Genomic DNA, 18,739 nt, shown 5'->3' on the forward strand with positions numbered 1-18,739 from the left:
TGCAATAAAGTATTTTACAAAAACTTAGATTTTAGCGCCACAGATGGAACCATACAGCTTTCCTGTTTGCCCCAGATCCGGTATCTGTTTTTTGAAATCAGCTGATAGCAGAAATCCCTGATAAACGGAGGGATAATAATGAAACCATAAAGCAATGGCCAAAGTCCGCTGAGCTTTCTTGCAATGCGCAATGCTGCCGTAGAACGATAATATACTTTTCCGTTTTCCAGCAATATAATGGTATTTAATTCTTCTTGATGAGGTGCCAAGGATCCCTGCTGGTCTTCAGATAAAGTCCCCCCTTTCTCTTGGATATTTAAGGCCGTCAATTGCGTTTTTGCAGCGTCAGTCTGCAATGCCGCAAAACGAAAGTAATCGAGCTGGTCTCTTTTAATAACAAACTGCACAGCATGATTACATAGATTGCAAACTCCATCAAAAAATATCATTCCATGTTCTCTATTCTCCTTCATTGGCCTGCCTTTCACTTATACGATATCCATATTCAACATTGTTCCAATACAGGAATCAGACAAATATAAATTTTAAATTCAGGGCATCATCTATTGTTTTATAAATAAGACAGTTAAAGGATATTAGATTTGAAATCCCTTAAATTTCCATAAAACTGCCACAAAATTTCCTTTTCAACTTTACAGAGTTGGAACATTTTACTATATTTGACCAATCCTTTAGTCAATGCAAAAAAGAACCCTGCTAGACGGTCAGAAATTCCAGATCACAATTAAGAGACTTTGTCATCAATTAATTGAGAACCATAACGATTTTTCAAATACTGTTTTAATTGGCATTCAGCCAAGAGGCAGTTATTTTGCCGATAGAGTGCAAAATGAACTGTCCCAAATCCTTAAAAAAACCACGATTAAAAAAGGCAATTTAGACATTACCTTCTTCCGCGATGATTTTAGAAGGAAAGATGGCATGCTTGCCGCCAACGCCAACACCATAGATTTTATTATTGAAGGAATGAACGTAATCCTGATAGATGATGTATTGTGGACCGGACGTACCATACGTTCCGCCATGGATGCATTATTGGCTTACGGCCGACCAGCACGAGTAGAACTCATGGTCTTGATTGACAGGCGTTTTTCAAGACACTTACCGATTGAACCCGATTATATTGGTCAGCAGGTAGACAGCTTAAATTCACAGCATGTGAAAGTAAGTTGGAAAGAAACAGAAGGAGAAGACAAAGTAATCTTAATATCAGAAAGCAATAAATAACATGGCAGAAGAAAAATTATCAACCCGACATCTTTTAGGTATCAAAGATATTAACCGAAATGATATCGAATTGATCTTACAAACTGCAGATAATTTTAAAGCTGTAATCAACAGACCGATTAAAAAGGTTCCTGCATTGAGAGATATTACCATTGCGAATATTTTCTTTGAAAACTCTACACGTACCAAACTCTCTTTTGAGCTGGCAGAAAAGAGACTTTCTGCGGATACCATCAACTTTGCCGCTTCTTCTTCTTCTGTAAGTAAAGGAGAAACGCTGATTGACACGGTAAACAACATCCTGGCCATGAAAGTGGACCTGGTCGTGATGAGACACCCCTACGCGGGCGCTGGTCAGTTCCTGAGCAGACACGTTAATGCACAAATCGTAAATGCTGGCGACGGCGCACATGAACATCCTACACAAGCACTTTTAGATGCTTTCTCCATCCGCCAGAAACTTGGTGATATTGAAGGTAAAAAAGTAGTGATTGTAGGTGATATTTTACACTCCAGAGTAGCCATATCCAACATCCTTTGCCTTCAGAAATTAGGTGCAGAAGTCATGGTATGCGGGCCAACTACACTGATTCCCAAACACATCGAAAGTTTAGGGGTAAAAGTAGAACACAACTTAATCAAAGCTTTAAACTGGTGTGATGTAGCCAACATGCTACGCATCCAGCTGGAAAGACAAGATATTAAATACTTCCCTTCCCAAAGGGAATATGCCATGATGTATGGCTTAAACAAACAAATCCTGGATAACCTGGATAAGGAAATTATTGTGATGCACCCTGGCCCGATCAACCGTGGCGTAGAGATCACAAGTGATGTAGCTGACAGCAAACAATCCATCATCCTTGAGCAGGTAGAAAACGGTGTTGCAGTAAGAATGGCAGTACTTTATCTCCTTGCTTCTCAGAGAGATTAAAACTTCGCGCTTTTTTTTATAACATTCCTGTTTTCTTTTCGTTAAAACCAGTGTTATCAACAGTTGTTAGTTTCTTATGCTAACAAGACCTAATACTATTTTTATATTCGTAGCAACCATATTTGAAATCAGATGCAGAAAAAATACCTTTTTATTCCGCTATTCTTAGCAGGTAGCTTTACAACTGGCTATGCGCAGTCTAGCATACTAGTTCACCTCAATGAAAACTATCGAACAGGTCTGGAGTTACTAGACAATGAAAAATACGTTGCAGCGGCAGAACAATTCAGGTTGGTCGATAAAGCCCGCCAAAAAGCAGACGCTCAGCAAGAAAGCAATGCTGAATTGTCGTTACTTAAAGAAAATGCAAAGTTCTATGCTGCCGTATGTGCCTTAGAACTTGGAAATAATGATGCAGAAAGTCTTTTTCAAAAATTTATTAAGGATTATCCCTTAAACGCAAATACCAAACTTGCTTATTTTCATGTTGGCAAATCGTATTTCGCTCAGGAAAACTATCAAAAAGCATTAGATTGGTTCGAAAAAACTGATCCTTCTACCCTTTCTCAAAAACAACGCGTGGAATATCAATTCAAACAAGGATACGCATATTTCATGTTGAAAAACATCGAAAAAGCAGAACCTTTGTTTGAAGCGGTTAAAAAAGAAAAATCAGCTTATCAGGAAAGTGCAACTTACTATTTCGCTTATATCAATTACCTGAATAAAGAATATAAAACTGCATTAGCCAACTTTGAAAAGCTGAAAGGTTCGCCGACTTACGAAGCCAGTTATCCTTATTACATCACTTCGATGTATTACCTGGATGAACGTTATGATGACGTAATCAGCTATGCCGTTCCAATCTTAAAGACCACAAAACAGCAGTACGAAGCAGAAATGCTTAGCCTGATCGCGGCCTCTTACTTCGCAAAATCTGATTATACCAGCGCTGAAAAGTATTTCCAGGAATACTATGCGAAGAGTAAATCAGAAGTTAAAAACAACTTGTTCATCTATCAATATGGATACTCTTTGTTTCAATTGAAAAGATACCAGGAAGCGGTAGCGATTCTTGAAAAACTAGATACAGATGATGTGTACCTGCAAAGCGGTATGTACACACTGGGTCGCTCTTTCATTCAATTGAAAAATAAAGAAAAAGCACGCAGTGCCTTCTTTAGGTCATCTCGACTTGACTTTGATAAGTTCATACAGGAAGAGGCATGGATCAATTATGCCCGTTTGAGTTATGAGCTTGATTTCAACCAACAGGCATTAGAATCTACACAAAGTTTCTTAAAGCAATTCCCTAAATCGCGCAAAGCGAATGAAGCGAAAACGTTATTGGGAGAAATTCTACTGACCAGCAAAAACTACCAGGCTGCAATTGATATTCTGGAGCCTATTCCGGATAAATCTCCGGAAGCTAAAGAAGCATATCAAAAAGTGACTTATTTCAGAGGTTTAGAGTTCTACAATGAACGCGCATTCCCGAATGCACTGTCTATGTTCCTGCGCTCAGAAAAAGTCCCTGAGGATCAAGAAATTCATGCGCTGAATACTTATTGGAAAGCAGAAGCCAGCTACGAACTGAGAAAATTTGGAGAAGCGGTATCTACTTTCGAAAAATTCCTGGAAATGCCGGGAGCAGATAAGACTGAGGTATACAACTTCGCGAATTATGCATTGGCTTATGCTGCCTTTGAAGATGAGCGTTATGGAAAAGCGGCTTCCTATTTTGAGCGCTTCCTGAGAGGAAATGATAAAGATACGAAAACGGTAAATGACGCAACCATCAGGTTAGCCGATTCTTATTTCGTAAATAAGAGCTATGGCAACGCCTTGGTCAACTACAATAAAATCATCGCTTCCAAAGCAACAGGTGAAGATTACGCGCTGTTTCAACGGGGTATGATTCAAGGTTTAGAAGGCCAGAACGATGCAAAGATTGCCACGATGCAAAGCTTACTGAAGCAATTCCCAATCTCAAACTATGCAGATGATGCTGGTTTTGAAACTGCTTATACCTATTTTAATAAAGGGGATCTTGACAAATCAAAAACTGACCTGCTTTCTTTAATCAGCCAATATCCACACAGTAGTTATGTGCCCCGCGCCTTGGTCACCATTGGTTTGGTTCAATACAACCAAGATCAGGACGATGCTGCATTGGAAACATTTAAAAAAGTAATCGCAGATTACGCAAGTAGTGAAGAAGCCAAACAGGCATTAGAGTCTATTAAGAATATTTATGTAGATAAAGGCGATTCAGAAGGTTTTATCGGCTATGCCAAAACTACTCCTATCGGAGATTTCTCTATCGCTGAGCAAGATAACATTGTATTCCAAGGCGCCAATAACCGCTACCTGAAAGGGGATGCTAAAGGTGCTTTTGAAGCTGTAAATGCTTATTTTGATAAGTTCCCTAAAGCAATTCATGATAAAGAAGCCAAATTTATCAGAGCAGAATCATTGGTAAAGTTAGGACGTCCTGATGAAGCCATCCCTGATTATGAATATATCCTGAACGATTGGACCAGTGACTACACAGAACGTTCACTAGTGAGCATCTCTAAGTTATTCCTGGATCAAAAGAAATATAATGAAGCGATCGTTTACCTGAAAAGACTGGAAACAACTGCAGATTATAAAGTACACTATACTTACGCCATTAACAACTTGCTGAAAGCATACAGTGCATTGAATATGCCAGATGATGTGATCAAATATGTAGCCCTGATCAAAGAATCTGATAAATCTTCACAAGAAGAGAAAAGCAGTTCTGACTTATTTGCAGGAAAGGCGTATTTAGCGAAAGCCGATACGACACAAGCCGTAAAAGCCTTCAGTAATGTGGTGGAAAAAACTAAAACACTAGCCGCTGCTGAAGCAAAATACAATCTTGCTGCTATTCAATATGCAAAAAGAGAGTACAAAACTTCTACTAAGACTTGTTTTGACCTGATCAATAATATGTCTTCTTATGATTATTGGGTGGCTAAAGCTTTCATCCTGCTGGCAGACAACTATGTCGCATTAAAAGATAATTTACAAGCAAAAAGTACACTGCTGAGCCTAATAGACAACTATGATGGTAAAGATGATATTGTACCAACTGCTAAGGAAAAATTAAAGAAAATTAAATAAGACAAGCACGATGAGATTGACGAAATTAATATATAGCACCCTACTTTTTGTGACTGCCGGATCTCTAAACGCATTGGCACAGGATACAAAAACTACTGATAAGAAAACTGAAGAAAAAGCCGTAACGGAAGAAATTGAAGTCGTAAGACCTTATAAACCGGTATTGGCCGAAGCAGTAAAACTGAGAAGAAGTCCAGATTTAAATACAGTAAAGACCTATAAAGCGAAATTTAATTATAGCCTGACAGATAGAAAACTGGGACTGAATTCTGACATTAACAAGCTCCAAGCGCAAGAGGTAGCGAAAGAAAGAGAAACAGAATTGATCAATAACTACCTAAAAGGTGGCTTCGGAATACGTACTACGATACTTGGTGAAGCCTACATCAATCTGGGTAGAGATGAAGCTTTGCAGGCTGGTGCTTTCTTTAAGCATTTTGGACAAAAAGGCAAGCTGGCAGGACAAGAGGTAAACCAACAGCAATTAAGTGTTTTTGGTAGAAGTATTGGCGATGTTGTGACCATGAGTGGTCGCGTGAACTACCAGAGAAACGGTTTGTTTTTCTATGGATTTAACCCGGATAAACCAGAGTTAAACCTAAACCCTGACAAACAAACGTTAAACTTTATCGAAGCAGAAGGTGAAATTGTAAACAAGTTTACAGATGATCCGGATGCACTGAGCTATGCAGTTAAATTAAACGGATACCTTTGGAATGATAGATATGCAGCAAAAGAAAACTCTGTCATCCTAAATGGATATGTGAACAAAAGAATCAGCAGCTTCAACTTAGGACTTGCCGCTTCCACAGAACTTGGGAATACTAAAGACGCGCTGACAAGTGTAAATAATAACCTCTTTAAATTAAATCCTTATATCAAATTAGAAGCAAATGGTGTGAAGATCAATGCAGGAATTAATTTCGTACAGGAATTTGGTGCTTTCTCGAAAAGCAGAATCTTCCCTGCGGTTACTGCTGATCTAACTCTGATTCCTGACTACCTGCAATTGTTTGCAGAAGTAAAAGGTGATGTAAACCGTAATTCATTGAAACAGTTTACAGACGAAAATCCATTTTTAAATGCCAATATCGACATCAGAAACTCTGTAGAGAAATTGTCCTTCAGTGCAGGAATCAAAGGAACCGGCGGGCCCGGTTTTGGTTACAAAGCCAGAGTATACCACAAGAAAATTTCGGATATGGCCTTGTTCGTAAATAACTTTGCAAACCCTACCCGCTTTGATGTGATCTATGATTTTGGAAATACCACCATGACAGGTTTAGAAGGTGAGATCTCTGTTCAGATCAGTAATTCATTGAAGTGGACCGGTAAATTGAACTTCGAAGATTACCAGCCAGCACAAGAATCAAACAGCTGGTATAAACCTCAAATGAGAATCAGCTCTGACTTAATGTTTAACGTAACCGATAAAATTACCTTAAATGCAGCAGTAGCAATTCAAGATGCGAGCAAAGCGAAATTGTACACAATTGCTCCTGCAAGTCCATACATCATTCCCGATCCAAATAATGAGACTGTTGTAAGTGTTAAAGGTTTTGTAGACCTTGGCGTTGGTGCCAGTTATAAGATCAATAACAAGTTTTCTGCTTTTGCAAGAGCAAATAACCTGTTCAACTCTTCTTACAGCAGATACTTGTATTACCCAACTATTGGAACCAACATCTTTGGAGGATTAACTTATTCCTTCTAAGCGGTTTTCGATTTAATAATTGGTGGATATAGAATTAAAATTTAATTTTACCAGAATGGACATGTTATCATACCTTACAGTGCTTATTAAAACCCGTAAAGAGGTTGGGATCCCCGGACTTGGAACGATCTATAAAAAGAAATCACCTGGAAGGTATGATGCAGCAACGCATTCCTTTTTGCCGCCCAGCTATGTGTTGGATTTCAATCCGGAAGTGCTGGAGCATTCCTTACTCAATGACCATATTTGTAAACACAAAAATATATCTCCAGACTCCGCCAGTTATTTTATAGAACAATTTGTTGGAGAAATAAAGAAACAATTGAAAGAACACCAGGAGGCCAGTTTAACACCCCTCGGTACTTTATATCAATCTTCAGAGACACTTAGCTTTAAGCCATCAAATGATCAAAACTTCGGTTTTGATTTTTATGGTTTACCACCTATCAAAGAAGAACTTTCAGTTCCGGCAGTAACACAGGTAAAAACTGAAGAGATAATTCCTTCAACAGTAGAGGTAGAAGCACATCAAATAACAGAAAAAAATCAGGTGACAGAAGAACAGCTGGAACTTGAAAACAGCAACGCTGATCTTAGAGAGGAGTCCAGTCCTGCTGCTCCGCCGGTTGTTGAAGAAATAAAAGAAGAAGTATACTTAGGGAACGAAGAAGTAGAAGATGTAAATTATTTAACTTCTGAGCAGGATGAACAACCTGTTTTTGACGAAATAGCAGAAGTTAAAGTACCAAAGCAACCGCTGGCTCAACCAGAAATTGAAAGTATTGGAAACATAGAGGAACAGCCTAAGGCGATATTTGAAGAACCGGCTGTTACACGTCCAAGCATTAATGATAGTTATGCACAAGCCAGCAAAATAGCTGAGACGCCTATTGTAGTAAGTACTCCGGTACCTGCAGCAGATCAGCACAGCAATAATACTGGTTTCTATAATTCTAATGATGAGCCTGAAGAAAGAGCTGGGATCCCGGTTTATCTTAAAATTCTAATCGCTCTTTTATTGGTATTGATTGGATTGGCAGCGGGATACTTTATCCGCCCGGACCTATTCGACCCTATTTTAAAAACAGGTAAAAATCCGATCTTAAATCCTATAAGTGCACAACCTGCACTGCCCACAGATACTCTGGCCGATTCAGCTAGCTTAAAAAGTACTTTACCACTAAATGATACGCTAAAAAAAGATTCAGTTGCCGCTGCAACCGTAGCTAATGATCCTAAAACTGCTCAGGTTAATGCTCCTGCGCCGCAAACAGGAATTACTTATGAAGTGATTGGTGCTTCAGTTGCCAATCAAAAGGAGGCCGATCGCTTTATTGCTCAAATGAAAACATTGGGATTAGAGGCAAAAGCCATTCCACCTGCTCCTGGGAAGAAGAAAATAAAAATCAGCATTGCAACGTTTAATGACTACAACAGCGCCGATGCACAAATACCTGCGCTGGAAAAAAAGTTAGGCATTAAAGATTTATATATACACACAAACAAACCACTATAAATTATGATCGCATTAATACAGGGTGCTAATGATAGCCTTAACAAAATTGTTGATACCGCGAATAACGCTAGTCAAGCCGTAACTGCAGCAACTCCCGAACTACACTTTATCGACCTGCTTTTTAAAGGTGGATGGGTAATGATTCCCCTGGCCTTCCTTGCATTTGCAGGTTTGGTAATTTTCGTTGAAAGGTACATCACCATCAGAAAAGCTTCTAAAACAGAGTCTAACCTGATGCTGCACATTAAACAATATATTCATGAAGGTAGATTAGACAATGCCATCACCCTATGCAGAAACAACAGTTCTCCGCTAGCCAGAATGCTGGAAAAAGGATTGAAAAGAATCGGCCGTCCAATCAAAGACATTGAAGCGGCAATTGAAAATAATGGAAAACTGGAAGTATCTAAACTGGAGAAAAATATTGGTATCCTTGGTATCATCGCTGGTATTGCACCGATGCTTGGTTTCGTAGGTACTATTATTGGGGTAATTACCATTTTCCATGATGTATCCATCAAAGGAGCTATTGAAATCGGAACCATCTCTGGTGGTCTTTATACTAAAATGATCACTTCTGCAACAGGTTTGATCATCGGTATTATTGCATACGTATTGTATCATATCCTGAACATGATGGTAGAACGCATCATCTTAAGAATGGAAACTGACGCTATTGAGTTCATCGATTTATTAGAGGAGCCAGGAAAATAATGAATCTACGCAAAAGAAATAAAGGAACTGTAGAGGTTCATACTTCCGCACTGAATGATATCATGTTCTTCCTCATGCTGTTTTTCCTGCTGGCATCTGCTGCAGTGAATCCGCAGGTGGTAAAACTGTTATTGCCAAGATCGGAATCCGGACAGCAATCTGCGGCGCAGAAAACAGTGACCGTATCTATAGATGAAAAATTAAATTATTACGTAGATAAAGAACGTACCTCTCTGGAAGGTATTCAGCCGGCAATTGAAGTGTATCAAAAAGCTTCTCCCGACCTGACGATCGTACTCTATGTAGCCAGAGGAGTTTCTATTGAAAACACCATGGCGGTATTCGACGTGGCGAATAAATTAAAGCTTAAAGTTGTACTCGCTGTAGAACCTAAGAAATAATGACGTACCCAAAAGAAGAAAATAATTATCCTAAAGCAGTAGCCATCTCTACTGGTATTATGATTGCCCTCATCGCATTGAGTTTCTTCATTGTGATTGGGTCATTCCAGCCTCCTGTGGAAGCAGGTATGGGTGGAATGGTGGTCAACTATGGAACCTCTGTCGAAGGAATGGGATCGGATTATACCAGTATTGAAGAACCTTCTGCAGATCCTAATGCCAATCAGAAAGCACCGGATAAGGTAGTGCCAACAGAGCCAACCAAGGAGACGCCAACGCAGCAGAACAGTACCAAAGAGATTGTGACTCAAAGCACAGAAGATGCCGTGGCCGTAAACACTAAAAGCAGCCCGAAAAACACGGCCCCAACAGCAACGGTGGAGAGTAAACCTGCAAAACCAGTGATCAACCAGAATGCCCTTTATAAAGGTAAAGCCAATAAAGGTACAGGTGGTGGAGATGGTACAGGAACAACCCCAGGAAATCAAGGCGACAAAGACGGTGATCCATTAGCCAATAATTACGGCGAAGGGGGGTCTGGATTTGGCGAAACCCCTATTGCACTTCGAAAATTCACTAATTTAGTTACGCCGCAAGATGATGGTCAGAAAACCGGAAAGATTGCGGTGAGGATTAAAATCAATAAAAGTGGTGTGGTGATTGATGCAACTCCTGGTGTTAAAGGAACCACCTTGAACGATAGAGAGCTGTGGAGAAAATGTAAAGAAGCTGTAATGGGCGCCCGTTTAACTCAGGCAGATAATGCTCCTGATGTTCAAATCGGTGTAGTAGTATTCAATTTCAAGGTAAAATAAAACCCTGGTATTCTTTTTAGAACTCCAAAATGAACTATAAACAAACCCTCGATTACTTGTACAGTAAACTACCCATGTTTACACGTGTTGGCGCTGTAGCCTATAGAAAAGACTTACACAACACCATCGCCATGTGCGAACAACTGGGAAATCCACAGGACAAATTCAAAACCATACATGTAGGTGGAACCAATGGCAAAGGTTCCACTTCACACATGCTTGCGGCCATTCTTCAACAAGCAGGATACAAAACAGGACTGTATACCTCTCCACACCTTAAAGATTTCCGGGAACGCATTAGAATTAACGGAGAGATGATCCCCGAAACTTTTGTAATTGATTTTGTAGAAGAGCAGCAAGACATCATGGAGTTCCTGCAACCTTCATTTTTCGAAGTCACTGTAGCCATGGCTTTTTCTCATTTCGCTAAGGCAGAAGTAGATATCGCTATTATAGAAGTTGGACTTGGAGGAAGAATCGACTCGACCAATATCATCACCCCAGAACTTTCCGTAATAACCAATATCAGCTTAGACCATACCAATATCCTGGGGACTACCCTGCCGGAAATTGCAACGGAAAAAGCCGGGATTATAAAAAAAGAACTGCCAATTGTGATCGGAGAAACACAGCCTGAAACTGAAAATATATTCCTTAGGAAAGCTGCAGAAACCAATAGCCCGATCTATTTTGCAGATCAGGAACTGCGATTACAGCAGCTTAAAAAAACAGGTAAATATTTAAATGTTGCGGTCTACAGTGGAGATACGGCAATATACCCTGACCTCGACTTAGACCTCAATGGTGCCTATCAGCGTAAAAACGTCCTGACGGTTATTGAAGCCATTCAGATCTTGAAACAACAAGGCTTTAAAATTGAAGAAAAGGCAGTCTATGATGCACTAAAAAATGTAAAAGGAATTACAGGACTACAAGGAAGATGGCAGACCTTAAGCGAAAATCCTTTAGTCATCTGTGATACCGGTCATAACATTGCAGGGATTAAAGAGGTGATGCAAAACATCAATGATACGCCGCATGATCAGTTGCACATCGTGATCGGGATGGTAAAAGATAAAGACATCACTGGTGTTTTACAACTGCTGCCAGTAGACGCGCATTATTACTTCTGTCAGCCAGAACTAGAACGTGCATTACCCGCATTGGAACTTGCAGAGCAGGCTAAAAATCATCATTTAATTGGTGATGTCTTCCCAAGTGTTCAACTGGCCTTTCATGCAGCAAAAGACAACGCAAACGCTAATGACCTGATTTTCATAGGCGGCAGCACTTTTGTAGTTGCTGAAGTACTATAAAATCTTTACACAATAGTAATCCCAATACCTATTTCGATTACCTACCTTTAAAAATTCATTAACACAAAATATGATTCGTTTATTCCATAATAAACGAATCTCTGCTTTTAAAATAATACAGAATGAAAAGAGTTTACCTGTTATTTTCCGCACTGCTGATTACTTGCAGTGTATCCATGGCCCAAAAGAAAACAGTTACTGTTTCTAAAAAAGATTTCCCGGCATCAGTCGACAGACCGAAACTGGTGGTTGGTCTGGTAATCGATCAAATGAGATGGGATTATCTTTACCGCTATTACAGCAGATACTCTGCTGGAGGTTTCAAAAGACTAATCAATGAAGGTTTCTCTGCAGAGAATACTTTTATTCCATATACCCCTACTTACACGGCCTGCGGTCATGCAAGTATCTATACCGGTTCTGTTCCGGCAATCAATGGAATTATCGGTAACGACTGGTACGACCCACAACTAGGTCGTAATGTATATTGCGCAGAAGATACCACTGTAACCAGTGTTGGCAGTACCACAATGGCAGGTGTAATGTCTCCAAAAAATATGCTGACCACCACCATTACTGACGAGCTTCGTCTGGCTACAAACTTCCAGGGGAAAGTAATTGGTATTTCACTGAAAGACCGTGGTTCTATCCTTCCTGCTGGACATTCAGCGAATGCAGCCTATTGGTTCGATGGACAAACCGGCGACTGGATTACCAGTACCTACTACATGGCTAATCTGCCAGCATGGATGCAGGATTACAATAAAATGAAATTGGTCAACAAGTTTTATGAAAAAAATTGGCCAACCTTATATCCAATCGAAACCTATACTCAAAGCACAGCTGACGATAAAAGCTATGAAGGAAAAGCCAGAGGCGAACAAAGTCCAACTTTCCCTCATCCATTAAAATTATACATGGGCAAAAACTATGAGATGATCAAAAGTACGCCTTATGGAAATACCATGACCTTAGATCTGGCTAAACTAGCCATCGCTTCTGAAGATCTTGGAAAAGATAACATTACCGATTTTCTTGCAGTGAGTTGCTCTTCTACGGATTATGTGGGTCACCAATATGGTCCAAACTCTATTGAAGCCGAAGATACTTACCTAAGATTAGACAAAGACCTTGCAGACTTTTTCGACTACCTGGATCATACAGTAGGCAAAGGAAATTACTTATTTTTCTTATCAGCAGATCATGGTGCAGCACACGTACCAGGCTTCATGGCTGAAAACAAATTGCCAGGTGGAACAGTTGACGATGGCCCGATTATGAAAGAATTAAATGGACGTTTAGAAGAAAAATTTGGTGTTAAAAAAGCCATTCTTAAATCAATGAACTACCAGATCTATTTTGACCATAAACTGATCAATAACTCAAAAGCTGATTTTGATGCCATCAAAGCTTTCAGCATCGAGTTCTTAAAAACTCAAACCGGTTTTATGGATGCAGTTGATTTGAACAAAGTTGGCGCAAGCAGTCTGCCTGAGCCGATCAAAACAAGGATAGCAAATGGTTACAATGCCAGAAGAAGCGGCGACGTCTATTTTCTCCTGAAATCAAATTACTTCGACAGCAGCAGCAAAACAGGTACTACTCATGGTTCATGGAATCCTTACGATTCCCACATTCCATGTGTATTTATGGGCTGGAATGTAAAACCTGGAAAAACCAATAAAACACATTACATGACAGACATCGCAGCTACTTTAGCAGCCATGCTGCACATACAAATGCCTAGTGGCTGTGTTGGTGAACCCATCACCGAACTAACGCATCAATAAGATACACCGTTTTCATACACGAAAAGACCGCCGGGAAGATCATTCCCAGCGGTCTTTTTTTATAGCCCTTACTTTTGTATTGATTTAGCTATGCTCACCACCTAAGCCCAGTTTTTGTTACATTTGTTAACCAACTATAAAACCTATCTATGGAGCAAATCGAGATCTATAAACCTAAAAATAAAATACGTTTTGTAACTGCAGCTGCTTTATTCGACGGCCACGACGCAACCATTAATATCATGCGCCGAATCCTTCAATCTTCCGGAGCCGAGGTGATACATCTTGGCCATAATAGATCCGTTGAAGAAGTAGTGAATTGTGCCATCCAGGAAGATGTACAAGGAATTGCAATGACTTCCTATCAAGGCGGCCATATTGAATATTTCAAATACATGTACGACTTGCTGCAAGAACGCGGTTCCTCTCATATTAAAATATTTGCAGGTGGTGGCGGTGTGATTCTTCCATCGGAAATTGCCGAGTTACAGGCTTATGGAATCACAAGGATTTACTCTCCTGATGATGGTCGTAAAATGGGCTTGCAGGGCATGATCAATAACATGCTCGAGCAAACAGATTATATTACAGTGACCAGTCTGAATGAAGAGCTTAAATCAATTCCTAAAAAAGATGTAAAAAGCATCGCTTCGGCAATTACTGTTGCAGAAAACGATCCTGAAGGCGCACAAGCTTTTGTAGACGAACTAAAAAAGCTAACCCTAAAAAATCAGGCCCCAGTGCTTGGGATTACAGGAACAGGCGGCTCAGGAAAATCGTCACTGGTAGATGAACTAGTGAGACGCTTCTTAATGGAAGTGAAAGATAAAACAATGGCTATTATCTCTGTAGACCCTTCCAAACGCAAGACAGGAGGTGCTTTACTTGGAGATAGGATTCGTATGAATGCCATCAACAACTCAAGAGTTTACATGCGTTCCCTAGCCACCAGACAGGCCAATTTAGCATTATCAAGAAATGTACAGGAAAGCATTGATATCTGTAAAGCTGCCGGTTATGACCTGATCATTGTCGAAACTTCAGGAATCGGCCAGTCCGACACAGAAATCACAGAACATTGCGATGTTTCACTTTATGTGATGACACCAGAATTCGGAGCAGCAACCCAGCTGGAAAAAATTGACATGCTTGATTTTGCCGATTTGGTAGCAATCAATAAATTTGATAAACGTGGTGCACTGGATGCTTTACGCGATGTTCGTAAACAATACAAACGCAATCATAATCTTTTTGATGCTAAGGATGAAAACATACCCGTGTTTGGCACCATGGCTTCTCAGTTCAACGATCCTGGAATGAATAACCTCTTCTCCGCTCTGATGGATAAGATCAAAGAAAAAACCAAAGTTGATTTTAATGCACAGCTGGAACTCAGCTCCGAGCAATCTGAAAAAATCTATATCATTCCCCCAGACCGGATCAGGTACCTTGCAGAAATTGCAGAAGCCAGTCAGACTTACAATGAATGGGTGGAAAAACAATGTGCAATTGCGAGAAAGTTATATCAGTTACAAGGTGTCATACAGCTTTCTAAAGATGAAAAGAGCAATAAAGATTTTCCGGGCATAGCCAGTATAAATGATACTTTACAAGATGTATATCAGCATCTGGAAGAGCAATTAGACGGCGACTGCAGAAAACTACTTCGCCAATGGCCAGACACAAAAATCAAATACAAACAAGAGTTCTTTGTTTATAAAGTCAGAGATAAAGAAATTAAACAACCTTTGTTCTATGAGTCTTTATCCAAGCTAAAAATCCCTAAAGTTTCACTTCCCCGCTATGAAGACTGGGGAGATGTACTGCGCTGGTTGCTCACCGAAAATGTACCTGGAGAGTTCCCTTACGCTGCCGGTGTCTTCCCTCTAAAACGTGATGGAGAAGATCCTACCCGTATGTTTGCTGGTGAAGGCGGACCGGAACGAACCAATAAAAGATTCCATTATGTATCCTTAGGACAACCTGCTCATCGTCTGTCTACCGCATTTGATTCTGTTACCTTATACGGTGAAGATCCACACATCAGACCTGATATTTATGGTAAAATTGGTAACTCAGGAGTAAGTATTGCCACCTTAGATGATGCTAAGAAACTATATTCAGGCTTTGACCTTTGTGCCGCATCCACCTCTGTGTCCATGACAATTAATGGTCCTGCCCCTATGTTATTGGGCTTTTTTATGAACGCAGCCATAGATCAGCAATGTGAAAAATACATTATTGAACAAGGACTGCAAGATCAGGTAGAAAAGAAAATTAATGCCTTATACAAATCAAAAGGGATTCAAAGACCGAGTTACAGCGGAGCACTGCCCGAAGGAAACAATGGTTTAGGTTTGATGTTACTTGGTGTAACCGGAGATGAAGTACTGCCTGCAGAGGTATATGCGAAAATCAGAGCTTATGCCATCAGTACAGTGAGGGGTACAGTTCAGGCTGATATTCTTAAAGAAGATCAGGCACAAAATACCTGCATATTCTCGACAGAATTTGCACTGAGAATGATGGGAGATATTCAAAGTTATTTCATTACTGAAAAAGTACGGAATTTCTATTCTGTATCTATCTCTGGCTATCATATCGCGGAAGCCGGTGCAAATCCAATATCTCAACTTGCTTTTACCTTAAGTAATGGCTTCACCTTTGTTGAATATTATTTAAGCAGAGGAATGAACATCGATGATTTTGCCCCAAACTTATCTTTCTTCTTCTCTAATGGAATTGATCCGGAATATTCTGTAATTGGAAGAGTAGCCAGACGAATCTGGGCAAAAGCCATTAAGAATAAGTACAAAGGCAATGACCGATCCCAGAAGCTAAAATATCATATTCAGACTTCCGGCAGGTCATTACATGCACAAGAAATTGATTTTAATGATATCAGAACCACTTTGCAAGCATTGTATGCGATCTACGATAATTGCAATTCCCTCCATACCAATGCGTATGATGAAGCCATTACCACGCCTACAGAAGAATCTGTACGCAGGGCGATGGCCATACAGCTAATTATCAATAGAGAATTAGGTTTAGCTAAAAATGAAAATCCTTTACAAGGTGCATTTATCATTGAAGACCTGACAGATTTGGTGGAAGAGGCGGTATTGCAGGAATTCAAGCGTATCAATGACAGAGGTGGCGTATTAGGTGCAATGGAAACTATGTACCAACGAGGTAAAATCCAGGAAGAAAGTCTTTATTATGAGACCTTAAAACACAATGGAGAATATCCAATTGTCGGGGTGAATACCTTCTTAAATAAAAATGGCTCCCCTACTGTTGTTCCAGGTGAAGTGATTAGAGCTACAGAAGATGAGAAACAATATCAAATTACTGCTTTAAAAACCTTCCAGGACAGAAACGCAGCACATACAGCCACTATCCTCAAAAAGTTGCAAAAGTCGGCCATAGCTGGTGAAAACATCTTTGAAGAACTAATGGAAGTATGTAAGGTTTGCTCTTTGGGACAAATATCGAATGCCCTTTATGAAGTCGGCGGACAATACCGAAGAAATATGTAGGGATCAACTTGTAAATTTCAAAGTCCCTATAAATTTGAGATAAAACAAGAAAGCCTGAATAAAATTATTCAGGCTTTCTTGTTTTATCTAATTCGTATAGCTTAAGAATGTATCCAGCTAAATTTATAATCCATTGTAGGGTTTTTCATTCTATCTGCTACGCGTAACAACCGATCTGGTAAGGCCATGATATAATCACGAGCTTTCTCCCCAGTTTCATTTAGATCGCGCATGCTCTCTAATTTCCACTCTTCAATCAGCTGCTGCATGATTTCTACGTAGTCTACCGCAGTATATACGCCTAAACGCTGTGCAGCATCCGTAAAGTGACCAAATGTTTGTCCGATTTTAAGTCCCATTTCACGAAGAAAGTGAGCAGGCATGACAATCTTTTTACGCATCATATCCTCAAAAGCAACCATTGCTTCGTTTGGATCTACTTCAAAAATTTTAGCCATAAAGTCTTTATAGGCTTTAGCATGACGAGCTTCATCAGAAGCAATTACACCACACATTCTGGAAAGTAAAACATCACCATCCTTCTTAGCCATCGAAGCTACTCTTCTATGCGAAATATTTGTAGCTAGTTCCTGGAAACTAGTATATACAAAATTTCTGTATGGATCATGTCCAGTACCTATATCAAATCCATCAGCAATCAGATACTGAGTAGAGATTTCCATTTGACGCATATCTACGCGGCCGGAAAGGTAAAGATATCTATTTAGTAAATCTCCGTGTCTATTCTCCTCTGCAGTCCAATGACGCACCCATTTCATCCAGCCACCCTGTTCATCTTTAGTGATTCCGTCTACCATCGTTAACCATGATTCATAAGTTGGCAAAGCCTCTTCTGTAATGGTGTCACCGATTAAGACAGCAACTAGGTCATAAGATAACCCATCTGCATTCTCACGTAATTGTTTTATATCCTGAAAAAACGTATCGCTGGTTGAATCCGGCAAGAAATCAGAAGGCTGCCAATTAGTGTCAATCGGTTTCAAGTAGGTGTCCATCATCTCCAGCATATAGCTTTCGATATGTAACATCACTTCTCGTCTTTTTTCTGCGAAAAAACTCATTGTTTTTTATGTTTTAAATTAGTTTCAAAGATAACCAAAAATTGCATATTTTGTCGTCACACCATTATTTTATTCGCAATTAAGCGCCTTACAAACCAGCATCCCCGCCATTAAATTTGGTGTTCCTACCTTATAACATCATACAAAAGATTAAGTTTTCAATTCAGGCATTCTCAAACCTTTACTGTCCTATACAAGAGACATTGAGCAGGAATAATTTTAAAGACACCGAAAAGCCGTAAGAAAACTTAAGTAGTAAGTGATCAAGGATAAGGCATCAGCTGTAGATTATGCCTGGTGATGGATTTTCAGCTATACAGCTATGGAAACTTTTCAGTCATAAAAAAGGCTGTATACAAGAAAAGCCTGTAGTTTTCACTACAGGCTTACTTTAAGATTTGGCACCGACCTACTCTCCCACGTGTTACCGCAGTACCATCGGCTCTGGCGGGCTTGACTTCTCTGTTCGGAATGGGAAGAGGTAGACACCGCCGATATAGGCACCTAAATATTTTTA

At 39.8% G+C, this 18,739-nt stretch carries 13 protein-coding genes and 1 rRNA gene; 11 read left to right on the plus strand and 3 right to left on the minus strand.

From position 1 onward, the window contains the following. Positions 1-14: 14 nt before the first annotated feature. Complete coding sequence (locus H9X96_RS03760) at positions 15-473, minus strand: thiol-disulfide oxidoreductase DCC family protein (protein WP_187664968.1); 459 nt, start codon at positions 471-473, stop codon at positions 15-17. 226 nt (positions 474-699) lie between these two features. Between H9X96_RS03760 and pyrR the strand changes: the two genes are divergently transcribed. The 11 genes from pyrR (at position 700) to H9X96_RS03815 (ending at position 17,140) form a co-directional block, all read left to right on the plus strand. Beyond that, a complete protein-coding gene (pyrR, locus tag H9X96_RS03765) occupies positions 700-1,248 on the plus strand; it encodes a bifunctional pyr operon transcriptional regulator/uracil phosphoribosyltransferase PyrR (protein WP_062550149.1) in 549 nt (182 codons plus the stop codon). A 1-nt stretch (position 1,249) separates the two neighbouring features. Further along, positions 1,250-2,182 carry an aspartate carbamoyltransferase catalytic subunit gene (locus H9X96_RS03770; RefSeq protein ID WP_187664969.1) on the plus strand — a complete coding sequence of 311 codons (933 nt, stop codon included), beginning with the start codon at positions 1,250-1,252 and terminating at the stop codon, positions 2,180-2,182. A 132-nt stretch (positions 2,183-2,314) separates the two neighbouring features. After that, a complete protein-coding gene (locus tag H9X96_RS03775; protein ID WP_187664970.1) occupies positions 2,315-5,332 on the plus strand; it encodes a tetratricopeptide repeat protein in 3,018 nt (1,005 codons plus the stop codon). Positions 5,333-5,342: 10 nt separating this feature from the next. Next, the gene (locus H9X96_RS03780) at positions 5,343-7,046 is read left to right on the plus strand and encodes a TonB-dependent receptor (RefSeq protein ID WP_187664971.1); all 1,704 of its coding nucleotides are present in this window, start codon (positions 5,343-5,345) and stop codon (positions 7,044-7,046) included. 55 nt (positions 7,047-7,101) lie between these two features. Beyond that, positions 7,102-8,562 (plus strand): SPOR domain-containing protein, encoded by a 1,461-nt coding sequence (locus H9X96_RS03785; RefSeq protein WP_187664972.1) that lies wholly within the window; start codon positions 7,102-7,104, stop codon positions 8,560-8,562. Positions 8,563-8,565: 3 nt separating this feature from the next. Continuing rightward, positions 8,566-9,276 (plus strand): MotA/TolQ/ExbB proton channel family protein, encoded by a 711-nt coding sequence (locus H9X96_RS03790; RefSeq protein ID WP_187664973.1) that lies wholly within the window; start codon positions 8,566-8,568, stop codon positions 9,274-9,276. Further along, positions 9,276-9,677 carry a biopolymer transporter ExbD gene (locus H9X96_RS03795; RefSeq protein WP_062550154.1) on the plus strand — a complete coding sequence of 134 codons (402 nt, stop codon included), beginning with the start codon at positions 9,276-9,278 and terminating at the stop codon, positions 9,675-9,677. Before H9X96_RS03790 ends, H9X96_RS03795 begins: the two co-directional genes overlap by 1 nt. Beyond that, on the plus strand, positions 9,677-10,492 hold the full coding sequence (locus tag H9X96_RS03800; RefSeq protein WP_187664974.1) for an energy transducer TonB: 816 nt from the start codon (positions 9,677-9,679) through the stop codon (positions 10,490-10,492). Before H9X96_RS03795 ends, H9X96_RS03800 begins: the two co-directional genes overlap by 1 nt. A 29-nt stretch (positions 10,493-10,521) precedes the next feature. Continuing rightward, positions 10,522-11,808 (plus strand): folylpolyglutamate synthase/dihydrofolate synthase family protein, encoded by a 1,287-nt coding sequence (locus H9X96_RS03805; RefSeq protein WP_187664975.1) that lies wholly within the window; start codon positions 10,522-10,524, stop codon positions 11,806-11,808. Between the two features lie 122 nt (positions 11,809-11,930). After that, positions 11,931-13,598, plus strand: coding sequence for an alkaline phosphatase PafA (gene pafA, locus H9X96_RS03810; protein ID WP_187664976.1), 1,668 nt, complete (start codon positions 11,931-11,933; stop codon positions 13,596-13,598). Positions 13,599-13,747: 149 nt separating this feature from the next. After that, positions 13,748-17,140, plus strand: a complete 3,393-nt coding sequence (locus H9X96_RS03815; protein WP_187664977.1) for a methylmalonyl-CoA mutase family protein — start codon at positions 13,748-13,750, stop codon at positions 17,138-17,140. A 101-nt stretch (positions 17,141-17,241) separates the two neighbouring features. On the opposite strand, the gene H9X96_RS03820 is transcribed toward H9X96_RS03815, so the two are convergent. Both H9X96_RS03820 and rrf read right to left on the minus strand, forming a co-directional pair. Beyond that, positions 17,242-18,222: an acyl-ACP desaturase gene (locus H9X96_RS03820; RefSeq protein ID WP_062550159.1), complete on the minus strand. Its 981-nt coding sequence runs from the start codon at positions 18,220-18,222 to the stop codon at positions 17,242-17,244. Between the two features lie 396 nt (positions 18,223-18,618). After that, positions 18,619-18,730, minus strand: a 5S ribosomal RNA gene (rrf, locus tag H9X96_RS03825). Positions 18,731-18,739: the final 9 nt, after the last annotated feature.

The organism is Pedobacter sp. N36a, from assembly GCF_014472395.1.
Lineage (GTDB): Bacteria > Bacteroidota > Bacteroidia > Sphingobacteriales > Sphingobacteriaceae > Pedobacter.